The sequence below is a fragment of the Catalinimonas alkaloidigena genome (assembly GCF_900100765.1).
GTDB lineage: Bacteria > Bacteroidota > Bacteroidia > Cytophagales > Flexibacteraceae > Mooreia > Mooreia alkaloidigena.
On sequence record NZ_FNFO01000003.1, the window covers coordinates 761,041 to 774,209 of the forward strand.

General features: G+C 54.3%; 12 protein-coding genes and 2 tRNA genes. 2 read left to right on the forward strand and 12 right to left on the reverse strand.

The window, feature by feature from the left end:
* Positions 1-70: 70 nt before the first annotated feature.
* From BLR44_RS10415 to BLR44_RS10450, 8 genes are all read right to left on the reverse strand, one after another.
* On the reverse strand, positions 71-451 hold the full coding sequence (locus BLR44_RS10415; protein ID WP_245706027.1) for a DUF3127 domain-containing protein: 381 nt from the start codon (positions 449-451) through the stop codon (positions 71-73).
* Between the two features lie 88 nt (positions 452-539).
* The gene (ccsA, locus tag BLR44_RS10420; protein ID WP_089681640.1) at positions 540-3,128 is read right to left on the reverse strand and encodes a cytochrome c biogenesis protein CcsA; all 2,589 of its coding nucleotides are present in this window, start codon (positions 3,126-3,128) and stop codon (positions 540-542) included.
* A gap of 31 nt (positions 3,129-3,159) precedes the next feature.
* Positions 3,160-3,603, reverse strand: coding sequence for a cytochrome c maturation protein CcmE domain-containing protein (locus tag BLR44_RS10425; protein ID WP_089681641.1), 444 nt, complete (start codon positions 3,601-3,603; stop codon positions 3,160-3,162).
* A 43-nt stretch (positions 3,604-3,646) separates the two neighbouring features.
* Positions 3,647-3,895: a CcmD family protein gene (locus tag BLR44_RS10430; RefSeq protein ID WP_143017224.1), complete on the reverse strand. Its 249-nt coding sequence runs from the start codon at positions 3,893-3,895 to the stop codon at positions 3,647-3,649.
* 5 nt (positions 3,896-3,900) lie between these two features.
* Positions 3,901-4,620, reverse strand: a complete 720-nt coding sequence (ccsA, locus tag BLR44_RS10435) for a cytochrome c biogenesis protein CcsA (protein ID WP_089681643.1) — start codon at positions 4,618-4,620, stop codon at positions 3,901-3,903.
* A gap of 59 nt (positions 4,621-4,679) precedes the next feature.
* Positions 4,680-5,351 carry a heme exporter protein CcmB gene (locus tag BLR44_RS10440; RefSeq protein WP_089681771.1) on the reverse strand — a complete coding sequence of 224 codons (672 nt, stop codon included), beginning with the start codon at positions 5,349-5,351 and terminating at the stop codon, positions 4,680-4,682.
* Positions 5,352-5,380: 29 nt separating this feature from the next.
* Complete coding sequence (locus BLR44_RS10445) at positions 5,381-7,477, reverse strand: tetratricopeptide repeat-containing sensor histidine kinase (RefSeq protein WP_089681644.1); 2,097 nt, start codon at positions 7,475-7,477, stop codon at positions 5,381-5,383.
* A 349-nt stretch (positions 7,478-7,826) separates the two neighbouring features.
* Entirely contained in the window at positions 7,827-9,698 is a 1,872-nt protein-coding gene (locus BLR44_RS10450; RefSeq protein ID WP_089681645.1) for a PAS domain-containing sensor histidine kinase, read from the reverse strand.
* 372 nt (positions 9,699-10,070) lie between these two features.
* On the opposite strand from BLR44_RS10450, the gene BLR44_RS10455 reads away from it, so the two are divergent.
* Positions 10,071-10,154 (forward strand) — tRNA-Leu (locus BLR44_RS10455).
* Positions 10,155-10,194: 40 nt separating this feature from the next.
* Here the strand turns inward: BLR44_RS10455 and BLR44_RS10460 are convergent.
* The 3 genes from BLR44_RS10460 to BLR44_RS10470 all read right to left on the reverse strand — a co-directional run bounded on the left by BLR44_RS10460 (position 10,195) and on the right by BLR44_RS10470 (position 12,150).
* Positions 10,195-10,500, reverse strand: a complete 306-nt coding sequence (locus BLR44_RS10460; RefSeq protein ID WP_089681646.1) for a Dabb family protein — start codon at positions 10,498-10,500, stop codon at positions 10,195-10,197.
* Positions 10,501-10,538: 38 nt separating this feature from the next.
* The gene (locus tag BLR44_RS10465; RefSeq protein ID WP_089681647.1) at positions 10,539-11,492 is read right to left on the reverse strand and encodes an ADP-ribosylglycohydrolase family protein; all 954 of its coding nucleotides are present in this window, start codon (positions 11,490-11,492) and stop codon (positions 10,539-10,541) included.
* Between the two features lie 88 nt (positions 11,493-11,580).
* The gene (locus BLR44_RS10470) at positions 11,581-12,150 is read right to left on the reverse strand and encodes a DUF4136 domain-containing protein (protein WP_089681648.1); all 570 of its coding nucleotides are present in this window, start codon (positions 12,148-12,150) and stop codon (positions 11,581-11,583) included.
* Positions 12,151-12,307: 157 nt separating this feature from the next.
* Here BLR44_RS10470 and BLR44_RS10475 point away from each other — a divergent pair, with 157 nt between their 5' ends.
* Positions 12,308-13,018: an SIMPL domain-containing protein gene (locus BLR44_RS10475; protein WP_176955980.1), complete on the forward strand. Its 711-nt coding sequence runs from the start codon at positions 12,308-12,310 to the stop codon at positions 13,016-13,018.
* 61 nt (positions 13,019-13,079) lie between these two features.
* On the opposite strand, the gene BLR44_RS10480 is transcribed toward BLR44_RS10475, so the two are convergent.
* A tRNA-His gene (locus BLR44_RS10480) sits at positions 13,080-13,155 on the reverse strand.
* Positions 13,156-13,169 lie beyond the last annotated feature (14 nt).

Genomic DNA, 13,169 nt, shown 5'->3' on the forward strand with positions numbered 1-13,169 from the left:
GTTTTCGAACCACATAAAAAAGGACCGATTCGTACGAATCGGTCCTTTTTTTATAACCAATAGGGTTCTTTTAGAATGGTAAATCGTCGGTTCCGGCATCGCCACCCGAAGGCAGCTCGTACGACGGAAGGTCTTCGCCTGCAGCGGCACCCGGGTTATCCATCGGGCCGCGTCCGCCGCCGCCCTGTTCGATTTTCCAGGCTTTCAGGTCGGTGTACCAGCGGCCGTTGTACTCACGCGACTCAGGATCGAACGAAACGGTGACATCCTGCCCGGGCGATAAGTTTTTCACCACGTCGGTGCGGTCGCCCCAGCTGGTGAAGCATACTTTTTTGGGATACTGTCCCTGCGTTTCGATCACAAATTCCTGTTTGGTCCACGTGCCATTGCGGCCATTACCGCTGACCGGCTGCATCACTTCTACGACCTTTCCGTTAATTTCCAGGCTCATGCGTTTGTATAGTTAGGTTCGGCTGAGAATAAGTTAGTTACCCTCCTGACGAGAGAGTAAGATTTCAAAATTACAAAAAAACGGGGCGTTAGGCACCCACCGGGGTGGCTTTTTGTGACTTTTCCTGATCGTCCCATTCGCGATCTTTGTCGCGCATCTGGCGGAAATCGCGGTAGCGCCGGAAGGCGGCCATGCCGAAGCCGAGCGACATCAGCAGGCTGCCGATCCACAGCACGTTGATGTACGGCTTTTCCATCGCCTTGATGATCAGCCAGTCTTTTTGTGTCGTGCTGGCTTCGAACGTAAACTCGCCGGTTGCCGGATCGATCTCCGTCAGGGCCAGCCGCAGTCCCAGCTCGCCCGATGTTTCCGGAATGCGCCCCACCATCTGGTCTTTGATCACAAACGCCGGGCGCAGAATGTAGCTGCCTTCGCTGCCCAGCACCCGCACCGTGGCCCGCACGGCCGCATCGTTGGCACCCAACGAAATACCTTCCACCTCGTCGACGCGTTCTACGCTCACCAGTTCGGCAATAAAATCGTTGAGCACGAAAGTATCGCCCACGGCGACCTTAAAGGATTCGGCTTCGCTCCATTCACGTTCCTGATCGGGGGCCATGATCGACGAGACGTGCAGGTAGATGTCGTGGTCCGCAAACTTTTTGATGTCGGGCGAAGGCGCAATGCCGCCCATGTCTTCGTTGATCTGCACGCGCGGATACATCGTGAATTCCTCGCCTGCTTCGTTGCTAAACCGGATTTCGTGGTACGTATTTTCGGGGAACAGCTCCAGCGTATCGCCTTGCGCAAAGTAGGTTTTGTCGTTCCAGGTAATGTCCTCCCGCGCTACCGCCCGGTACTGATCCAGACGCCGAAGCGACTGTTCGTTCAGATAGCCCGGAAAATGCCGTGCTTCCAGCCGAGGACCCAGGTACGTCAGCGTGTAGCCCGCCATGGCTTGGGGCGTGCCGCGCCACAGCAGCACGTTGTCGCGGTTGGCTTCGTCCGAAAAATCTTTCGACAGCAGCATGCCCGTCTGGTTCTTGGAAATCACCTTCGAGTAACCAGACGAAAACATGATGCCGATCAGCATCAACCCTACGCCGATGTGCGACACGGCACCGCCGGACAACTGGTAGTTGCCCCGCACGATGCGCCACAGAATCATGCCGTTGGCCACGAGCGAAAACGCACCCACCGTCAGTAGCGTGATGTACACAAAGTTGTCCACTTTGGTCAGCACAATCAGTCCGGCCGAAAGCAACAACGCGACGATCAGCGGAGTAGTCAGGTGATTGAGCCAGTTTTTGGCGTCCAGCTTTTTCCACCAGAAAAACTGTCCTAGCGCCGAGGCAAACGCAATGGCGACCCCGAACCACAATTGCCATTTGGTGTAGAAGCCCACTTGGTCGGCCGGGGGCGCCAGGTTTGATTCAATGCCCAACAGGCCAATCAGTTTACTGTAGACCGGAATGGACGTGGGCACCAGTACCTGAAACGACGCCAGGCCCAAAATGGTAGCGGCGATAAAAATCCAGAACTCGCCGGAGTAGACTTTCACCTCTTTGTCGGTAAAAGGAAGCTCTTTCCAGCGGATCGTCAGCAATACCGCCGACAGGATGAGGAACGTAAACAGGTAGAGCAGCAACTGCCCGGAGAGGCCAAGGTCGGTAAACGAATGCACCGACGACTCGCCCAAAATGCCACTGCGCGTCAGGAAAGTGGCGTACAACACCAGCAAAAACGAAGCGATGACCAGAATGAGGCTAGTGCCCAGTGCGCTGCCGTTTCGGCGAGCAATGACCAGCGTGTGGACGCCCGCCACCAGCATCAGCCACGGAATGTAGACGGCATTTTCGACCGGGTCCCAGTTCCAGTAACCGCCGAAATTAAGCGTTTCGTATGCCCAATAGGCACCCATCAGAATCCCTACGCCGAGTACCAGCGAACCCACCAGCGCCCACGGAAGCGCCGGTCGCACCCAGGCGTGGTACTGCCGCTGCCAGAGGCCGGCGATGGCAAACGCAAACGGCACGATGGTCAGCGCGTAGCCCAGGAACAACGTCGGCGGGTGGATCACCATCCAGTAGTTCTGCAACGAAGGGTTCAGGCCACGCCCGTCGACCGGAACGTAATCCGGATTGATCTGAAACACCGGCCAGCTTTGCATTACGTCGCGCAGCAACATAAACGGCGAACTGCCGATTTTCAGGTCCAGCCCCGGAATGACGACGCCCAGAATCATGGAGGCCAGAAACGCTTGCACCAAGGCAAAAATCGTCATGACGGGTGCTTCCCACCGGCGGTTGGTCGCCATCACGATCACGCCCAGCACGGCGTGCCAGAACAACCAGAGCAGAAAACTGCCCTCCTGACCGTTCCAGAAGCTGGCGATGATGTATTGCGTGGGCAGGTGTTCGGACGAGTAGCTCCACGCGTAGTGGTACTCGTAATAGTGGTTGTAAACGATAAAAAAGAGCGTGGCGACCACCCCCATGACCGACACCACGTGGATGCCGAAGACGGTGCGCCCGAAACGCTGCAACAGCGCGCGGTCGTGGGTGCGGAGGGCGGGCAGTTGCGTGGCCCGAAAGAAAGCGAACGCGGCGGCCACCGCCGTCACAAACATCAGGGTGATGAAGAAGTTACCTAGCAGGCCGGGAAATTCGTGGATCATGGCAGGCAGTTCGGCAAAGAACCGTGAAAAACTATAATTGAGCCTGAGGCGCTGTGGCCTGAGGCACTTCTCTAAATTCGTCGTCCTGGTATTTCGAAGGACATTTCATCAGGATTTTATCGGCCACGAACACGTCGTTTTGATACCCCCCGATGATGACAATCTTCTCGGACTTCTCGAAGTCTTGCGGCATGGGGTTATGGTAGATGACCTGCTGAGCTTTGCCCTGGTCGTCTACCAGCGAAAACGTGAAGAAGTTGGGGTCGAGCTCGGGCTGATACTGCATCCCGACAAAGTGCCCCTGGGGATCTTTCTGCAACTCACCGACCACGTGAATTTTTTCCGTACGCCCGTTGGCAGCCATCGTGGCGGCTTCCTGGAAGCTGACGTACGTACTGGCGTCGCCGGCGGTTGAAATGATGATGCCCACCGCCACCGCGATGATGACAATGCCTAGAAGATGTGCCTTTTTCATAAAGAGTTACTCAGCAGGAAGTTTGTATGATTATGGCGCCGCGTCAGGCATGATGCGCCACGTCTTTTTCGAGTTTGTCTACACGCCGGTCGAGGCGCACGAGGTACACCAGGACCCCGGAGAGCAGGACGACCACCACCGCCACAACGACGTAGATCTTACCGCTTTGCCGTAGCGTGTCGGCCATTTCTACCTGGGAAGTGGAACGATCAGGAGCCGCTTCCGAAACATCGGTTTGGGCGTTTAAGTTTAGGGAAACGAGCAGGAGAAAAAGGAAAAGTAATTTTTTCATGGCCATCAGGATTGTAACGACGCATAAGGTTCGGCCGACACAGAGGCGTCAATATTTTCCCACCGTTCGCGCAGGCGCCGCAGCCGAATGTGGACCGACGTGATCCACCAGCCCAGCAGCGTCCAGCCCAGCACAGCCGGGTAAAAAACCAGCCGAAGCTGGCTGTCCAGATCGTAGGAACTGAAACCTGGATTGCCGCCGTTGCCCGGATGAAGTGAGTCGGTCAGGCGGGGCAGCACGAACAGAAGGGGAATGAGGGTAGCGTACGCAAAGATGTTATAGACCGCGCTGATGCGAGCCGCCTGCTGCGTGTCCGCAAACGAACCCCGCAACACAAAATAGGCCAGGTAGATCAGCGTGGCGATGGCCGCACCGTTCAGTTTCGGGTCGTTGACCCACCAGGCGCCCCATGTAAAGCGGGCCCACAGCGAGCCGGTGATCAGGCCCAGCACCCCGAACAACACGCCGGTGTTGGCTGCTTCGATGGCGACACTGTCGTTCTGAAACGAGGGATTGCGCAAGTACCGAATGGAATAGACGACCGAAATGGTCAGGATAATCATCATACCGAACCACATCGGCACGTGAAAGTGCAGGTTGCGGATGCTTTCGTTCAAGATGGGCAAGCGAGGCACTTCCATCAGAAAGCCCGCGATCACGGTGTAGAGCAACAGCACCACGGCCAGCCCTTTCCACCACCTCGATGTTAAACTTTTTTCAATCATATCTGCGTCAGGCGAAACCCCGAGACCAAAGCCCGCTGTCGCGGTAAAAAGTTCCCTTGTTAGCTACGCCAAAGGTACGGAAACAGGAAGTACGAAAGGGTGACAACGATCATATTCATGGCGAGCAGCACCCCCAGCTCGTCGCGACTAGCGGCCCAGTCCAGCCCATCGAGAGCATTTTTCGAAACCCGCATCAACATCAGCAGCATGGGCAGGATGATCGGAAAACTCAGGATGGCCATCAGGGTCGTGTTGTTGCCGGCCTTGGCCGCGATGCCCGACACCATGGTGAGTGTTCCGGCAAAGCCGACGGCCCCTAGCAAAGTGGCCAGCAGAAAAAGCGGCCAGTCTTGTATGGGCGTGCCCAGCACCCAGCCGTAGACCACCAGCCCTACGAGCGTAAGCGTAAGCATCAACACCACGTTGTACACAATCTTGGCTAAGATCAGACCTTCGGGGCTGGTCAGCAGGTAATAGTAGAGTTGCCGCCCCCGGCTCTCCTGCATAAAACTTTTGGCGATGGCGTTGACTGACGTAAACAAGAGGGTAATCCAGAAAAGTGCGTTCCAGGTCACGACGCCAATCTGCCCTCCGGCCAACTGAAAACTGAGGTAGACGATCCAGACCGTGCTGACCACGTACAGCAGCATGCCGTTCAAGGCATAGCGTTGTCGCCATTCCAGGAGAATCTCTTTGCGAACCAGCGTGCGGATTTCGTGTAGTAAGGCCATGTGCGTACCGCAAAAGTACACACAGAACGTTAAGGAACGAGCTGCTTTGCTGTTAACGGAAACGTCACGACAAACTCGCTGCCTTGGTCAGGATGGCTGTGGAGCACAATGGAGGCATCGAGCTTTTCGACCAAGGTCTTGACGATGGAAAGTCCCAGGCCGTGTGACTCTTCTCCCTGCGTGGGTTTCGCGCTCAAGCGCCGGAACTTGCGGTAAAGCTGCTCCTTATCCTGCTCGGTAAAGCCTGGTCCCTGGTCGCGTACCGACAAACAGACATGGTGCTGCTGGCGGTAGACATTGACTTCTACGAGTTTCCCCGACGAAGAATACTTGACGGCGTTGGAGACCAGGTTGTCGAGAATGCGCGTAAGGTACAATTCGTCGGTTTCGAGCAACAGGCCCTCTTCGCTTTCGCAGCGGAGTGTAATGCCTTTCTGCAGGGCTTTAGCGCGATGCGGGCGCAGCGCGTTTTCCAGCCAGGGTTCGATCATCACTTCCTGCGTGTTCACCTGGCTGGAGTGCTCCAGCGCGTGAATGTCCAGCATTTTGGTGATGAGTTGCAGGCTATCGTTCGAGAGTTGACGGATCAGCGTTACAAACTGCTGCTGCTCTTCGGTCAGGTTGCCGTCCAGTGGCAGCAGGTCTGTGAGGCCCTTGATGCTGTTGAAGGGTGATTTCAGGTCGTGCGCTACAATGCGCATGAACTGGTCCTTTTCCTCGTCCATACTGCGCAAATCCTGATTTTGCCGTTGAAGAATCAGGTTCTGCTCTTCGATGAAAAGGTTGCGCTTGATGATCTCCCGGTTTTGTTCTTCGATCCGGTTGTTCTTCACTACCAGCTCTTCGTTTTGCTTGCGGCGCTTGACGTACGCCACCACCAATACGGTGGCCAGCGCTACCGCCAGCGCCAGAATCAGGTACTGGGCGATGTCTTTCAGCCGCTCGTGTTCAATGATCAGCTGATTCTTTTCTTCCGTGGCTTTCAGCAGCTTATACTCCTGTTCAATGCGGTCAATTTTAAGTTGCGCGTCCATCTGCTCCATCAGACGTGCCTTTTCCGTGCTGTAGAGCGAATCTTGCAGGGCTTCGTGCTGACGATAGTGTTGATAGGCTTGACGGTAATTGTTTTCGCGTTCGGCCAGTTCGGACAAATGCAGAAAGGCACGCTGCTGCTCTTCGAGATTACCCGACTCCTGCGCGTACTTGATCACCTGATCGAGGAAGGTGTGTGCCTGCGAAAAATGCCCCATTTTAAGGTGAATGCAACCCATCATGAGGCTGGCCTGGGCCATGAGCTTCCGGTTGTGCGACCGATCGATGACTTGGAACGCTTCCTGCCCGTTTTGTAAGGCCTCTTCGTAGCGTTGAGCATTGAGGTACAACTCAGCCAACCCCAATTCGATTTCCGCGAGGCTGATTTCACCCAGCTCTCGGCTGATGTCCCGGGCCTTTTGCAAGCAGACGGTTGCCTGTTCGGTCGTGCCCAGCTTGGTATACAAACGGGCGATGGTCTGGTACGAGGAAACCTGGCCGCGTCGGTTCTGTTGCTGCTGGCGGATGGCAAGTGCTTTTTTAGCGACTTCCAGGGCTTTTCCCAGTTCTTCCTGCAACTCGTACAGTTGGCTGAGGCTGTTGTAGGTATACCCCATCCCGGACGAGTCGCCGAGTTGAGTGAACAGATCGAGGGCCTTCAGGTAATAGTCGTACGATCGAACCGGATTGCCCTGCACGTAGAAGATGCGGCCGATGCTGTTGAGCGAATGGGCGATCTGCGACGAGTCGGCCGTTGCCGTAGCGATGTTCAGGGCTTTCTGGTGGTAATCAAAAGCCGTGGGATAGTCACCTTTGTAAGACGACGCCAGTCCCATGTAATTCAGGCTTTCGGCAATGCCCCGCGACGTTTGCAGGCGTTGTGCCAGCTCAATGGCCTGGCGGCAGTAATACAACGTGCTGTCAGGTTCCGACAGGCGGTATTCCCATCCTAGTTTGTTGAGTGTAGCAATGCGGTTAAGTTCCTGCTGTTGTGGCAGGCGCTTTTGCAATTGGCTGATCAGCACAACATCCTGCCGTCCGTATGCGACCCAACTGAAAATAGCCGAAAAGACAAATACAAGGAGTAATCGCATAGGAGACTTATTAAACGTACCCGATGAGGATGAGGCGGTAATGGCGAACGAACCCAGCACGCTATGCACGAAAGCCTAAAAATAAGTATCAAAAGGATAGAGAGGCGAATTTTCGCTCTTGAAATATTACAGAAACGGTGTTTTTTTAGGATAGTCTAAATCCTACGAATGGGCACATTGAACTATGGACGTGGTGCATTGGTCGAAACAATGTTACCCCAATGTTTCCTGTAACTAGTGTTATTATCGAAAAAGGGAAAACTAATTACGTTGTTTCTTATGCCTGAAACCGGCTGAGGCCCAAGGCTGTCAACAGGACATTAGCACATATCACGGAAAAAATGATGATTTAAGCCGTTGCAGCGCGGAGAGGTAGCGAAAACGTAAACGCGGTTCCTTTGCCTTGTTGACTGGATACCTGTAAGCTCCCGCCGTTTTTACGGACTAACTCGTTACACAAATTGAGTCCTAAACCGGAGCCCTTCTCGCCATTCGTGCCGCGAACCGTCGTAAGCGAGTCGAAATTGAACAGCGTTTCCAGGAGATCGGGCGCAATGCCTGTCCCCGTGTCAGTGACCGATATCGCAACGTAGTCGTCTTCGACCTGAGCGGCTACGGTAATGGTGCCGTTTTTCGTAAACTTGATGGCGTTGTGAAGCAGGTTGCGTAGAATGGTTTCAACCATGTGCTGATCGGCCCAGACCGCGACCGTCTCAGAAACGGTGTTGAGCAGCGTAAGCCCTTTTTCGCGCGCATCTTCGCGGTAGAGCTCCATGCAGACCTCAACCGTTTGTCGCAAAGCAATTTGCTGAGAGGCACACTGCAACTGATTCATCTGAGCTTTTGACCAGAGGAGCAAGTTGTCCAGCAGTTTGTGGGTGTTCTGCGTGACGTGGTGTAACCGGAGCATACACGCTTGCAGATCTTCCTGCGAAATGTCGCTCCCATAAGTGCTCGCCAGGTTAGTCAGGCTCATGATGGTAGCGAAAGGGCTGCGCAGGTCATGAGCAAGGATGGAAAAGAACTGGTCTTTGGCATGGTTGAGCGACCGCAACGCCTGCTCCATTTCTTTAAGTCGCCCGATGTCGTTGAAAAACACCGACAACCCGCCTTCGTAAGGCGTCGCCTGAATCTCCAGCCACGTCTCTCTCGGAGCATGGTACGTCTCAAACCGGACCGCACGCCGGTGCTCAAGCGCCGTCTTGAGGTTCTTCTCAAGGCAATAGGGTGTGATGGCCTCGGCACAGACGTCCTGTAGCGGTTTACCCACCGAACTCTTCTGTTTTTTCCCCAGCATCTTCGCTGCACAACGGTTCATGTACTGCAGCTTCCAGTCAAAATCGATGGACAGCACCGCTACGTTTGCGTTGTTCAGAAGATCGAGTTGATCGAACTGATCGGGACTGAAGGAAGGCGCCTTCGGGGGTGTGGGGATTTTTCGCACCGTGCCCGCTACTTTAGTAGGATGGCCTTCGTCGTCATAATGCAGTGTAGCGCTCAGGGCGAGGTGCTGTACCCTGCCGCGTCGCGTATGAATGCGGTAAATTTCCTCTTGCAGCAAAGGGGCTTGCTTCGAGAGTTGCGCGAACCAAAGGGTAACTCGGTCGGCATCTTCCCGATGCACGCGTGCCAAAATTTTTGCTAAGGCATCTTCGTGCACAGCAGGCTCAAGGTCGTGTAAGCGAAGCATTTCCGGCGCACAGACGAGCGTATGCGTCGCATAATCGTAAAGCCACCCGCCTTCGGTGAGTTGCTCGTAAGCCGAGGGCTCCATGTCTACCTGCCCGATGATGCTTACGCCCGTGACCTTACGGAAATGTACCTGCGGCAGGTACCAGAAGTGGTACGATTTTGTTTTTTCTGCAAAGACTTTGTGTTGAAAATGCCCCTGCAACGCATGCTCGACGAAGTAGCGATGCCGGCGTAACCCACGCGGTTGTTGTAAGAACGGTTGCCCGATCAGCTCTGAAATATGTCGGTGTTTCGAGAAAACGTTGTGTCCCTGGGCGTGTACAATGATTCTGTCGGCCGACACTTGCAATACACTGTGGGGGAAACTGGTAGGAGGCGAAGACAGCGCCGATTGACTGTCACGTAACCGATGCCGCAACGAGGCATTTGTGGCTTTCAACGATGCGATTTCCTGCCGGGCCTTTGCCAACTCATCCTCAAAGCCAGGACTGCTAGGAGAGAGAGAAGAAGAAGAGGGCCGTGCAGTCATAAGGGTAATCAGGTTGAGCGATTGAAAGTTACGGTATCAAAATAATTATTTAAATAGTTAAACAATAGAAAAAATACGTCGAAGCATGAATGTGCGTGGTTTTATGGAGCGAAAAGGCTCAATAAATCTTAAGAATGCGGTTTTTATCCATTCAATTACACTACTATTAACGCTGTAGCGCGAAAAGTCGTATTCCTTCTCAAGAGCAGTAGGAGCAATTTTTTATAGAAATCATATAAAAATCCTGAAAATGTTACACAAGTGCGACTTGGTACATTTCTGCAAATTGCTTTTTCAGAACCAGGAAAGCGATCGCTTGAGTGCGATAGTTTGAGAACTGAGGAATGTTCTCTATGTTTGCATCCCCATTAAGCCCAGATGGCGGAATTGGTAGACGCGTGGGTCTCAAACACCCATGGTGGCAACACCGTGCCGGTTCGACCCCGGCTCTGGGTACAGCAGGCAAAAGCCCGGTCAGAAACCGGGCTTTTTTTATTTAATCAGTTTCTACTGCGTCGTATACCTGCACGCGCTCCCACCAGGCCGAACAGCGTTCGATGAACCGGTGATGGTCGGGATCATCCTGGTAGTCATCGTGGTCGGCTTTGTTGTCGAACATCAGGAGCAGCGAAAATGCGTACGTGTTGTCGACGACGGGGCGGTTGGTCGCGGCCGGTATGCCGATGTGCGATTGCCGAATGGTGCTGATGGTAACGAGTTCCTGCAGCGCTTTTGTAAATTCTGCACGGACTGTAGCGTCGTTCGGGCTTTTGAGCCAGAAAAATACGTGATGGACAAACATAGCGTAAAGGGGGTTTGTGGGGTCGCAAGATACCAACTTTACGCAAGCGGCGGCCCCAGCGCATTGGCCAGCGCCACGATCTCCTCCCGCCGCGCCAGTTGAGCGAGCCATGCTTCCGGTAAAGCCGCTTCACCGTACACAATGCCCGCCAGGCCCCCGGCCACGGCTGCCGTAGTGTCGGCGTCGTCTCCCAAATTCACGGCGGTCAGTACGGTAGTGCGGTAATCTGGCTGCGTAAGCAAGCACCAGCAGGCGGCCTCCAGCGTATGCACTACGTAACCATCCGACTGAATGTCGTCGGCGGGCAACTGGCCGATGTCCAGAATCAACACCCGTTCGAACCGGTCTCGCTCCTCGTACGAAAGGTCGAGGGTATCGAGGTAGTCGTTGCAAACCTCCTGCATGGCGAAAAAGGCGCGGTCGGGCGGTTGCCCGTGCAATAACTGGCGCGCCAATTCGAGGTAACAAAAGCAGGCCACCAGCGTGCGCGGGTGCGCGTGTGTAAGCGACGATACTTCCGCCGTACGTTCGTAGCGTTGCGCCACGGGAAGATCGTCGAGGTAAAACGCCAGGGGAAGGATGCGCATGAGCGAGCCGTTGCCGTTGTGCTGCTCCTCAAGGCCGCCCGCTTCTACGGGCGAAACGCCGGACTGCAGGCGTTGCAGTGCTGCTTGGGTGGTCTGGCCAATGCCAAAGGCCGTGCCGTGTGCCGACCAATGCCCTTCGGTTTGCCAGCGCAGAAAACGCTGCGCCAGGTCGTGTAGGTTGTAGCCTTGCGCCAGACTCTCGGCCAGGCAGAACGTCAGGGCGCTGTCGTCCGACCACGTGCCGGGCGGTTGCTGGTGCACGCCGTTGCCCATCGGTTCGGTAATGGGAGCACTGCGCAGCGCTTCCCGACTTTTGCCTTCCACCGGAACGCCCAGCGCATCGCCCAGGGCAGTTCCCAGAAGCGCAGCCCGGTAGCGAGAAAGGCGTAAAGCGTCGTCGGACACGTTAATCAGCGGTTAAGACGGGAAGTGACAGATACCTATAAAAAAGCCGACAAGGTGTCGGCTCACTACAAAAGAAGGCAAGAAAGGTCTATTCGCCTTTGTTTTCTACCGCAAATCCTTCGGCCAGGAACTGGTACTGATCAAAAATCGAGCGCACCGCCCGGCGGATGTGGCGTCGGCTAGCAACGGCGTACTGGTCGCCAAATAGGCCGGACGCATAGCCCTGCCAGATGGCCTTGTCACGCTTGTTGTCGTAGAGCAGAATCAGTAGCGTGCCTTCACGCAAACTATACTTGACCGGATCGTACGTCTCGTCTTCGTTTTCCGTTTTAGCCCACTGATCGATCTGCGGCTGGTTGTATCCCTTAAAGTTGAAGTTGTCGTAGAAAATCTTATAGGCCACCATCAGGTTCGGTTTGCTTTCGTCCATCTGGTACCCCTGCAATTGCAACCGTTGCTGAATCAGCTCCCGGATCAGCGTATCCTCGGCAGTCGAAATGGCGCTGGAGTTCATCTCGGTAAAGAAGTTGAACGTTTTATACTTCTTGAAGCGCCCGTAGTAGCTGTAGTCCGATTCGACCATGTAATTACGGAAGCCAAAACACCCGGATAGCGCGATAAAAGTGCAAAATAGGAGGGAAGAGTAGATGATTTTCATGACGGAAGGAATTTGTCAAAGTAAGCCAGTTAATATAAATATTTTATTGGAAAACCGCTATCACTACGTACATCAGACTTTACAACTCACCGGAGGCCACGATGTTCGGCCCGCATTTTGCTACCTGCCCCGGTACATAACCATTTTTACTACGATTATGCGATCAATACACTACCGACGTGCTTTTTATGCCGTCTTCCTGGTGCTGTTTCTGACATCAACCGTGTTTGCTCAGACTTCTGAACAAGCTTCTCTCCGAAAAATTGAAGTAACAGGAAGCGCCGAGCGTGAGATAGTGCCCGACGAAATTTATTTTCTGATCTCGCTGCGCGAATACATGAACGGAACCAACAAAACCACCATCGACCAGCTGGAAAATCAGCTTCAGCGAGCCGTGAAACGTGCAGGCGTCGACCCAAATGATCTACGGATAGAAGACGTTCAGGGATTTCGAAATTACTGGCAAAAGCAAAAAGAAAAAAATTTCTTAACAGGAAAGCAGTATCGCCTGAAATTAAAAACGCCTGACAAGATCAACGAGATTCTGGCGGGCATCGACGACAAAGGCATCGACCGAACCGACGTGTTGTCCTATTCGCACAGCCAGATCGAAACGTTTCGCCGGGAAGTAAAAATCGAAGCATTAAAAGCCGCCCGCGAAAAGGCGACCTACCTGCTGGCCGCTATCGACGAGCAAGTCGGGCCCGTGCAGGAAATTCAGGAAATCGACAACGGCTACTCGGGTCCGCAACCGATGATGAGGGTCGCCAATATGGCGATGGAAGCCGACGCGGCCGCCGCCCCGCCCATCGATTTCAAAACCATCAAGCTGCGTTATGAGGTTCGTACCGTGTTTGCCATTCAATAAAAGAAGGAAACCAACGCAACAAAAAAGGCCCTGGCAGTTCACCAGGGCCTTTTTTAGCGAAGGGAGAAAGACGGGTTTCGAACCCGCGACCTCCAGAACCACAATCTGGCGCTCTAACCAGCTGAGCTACATTCTCCGTTTGGGCGTACAA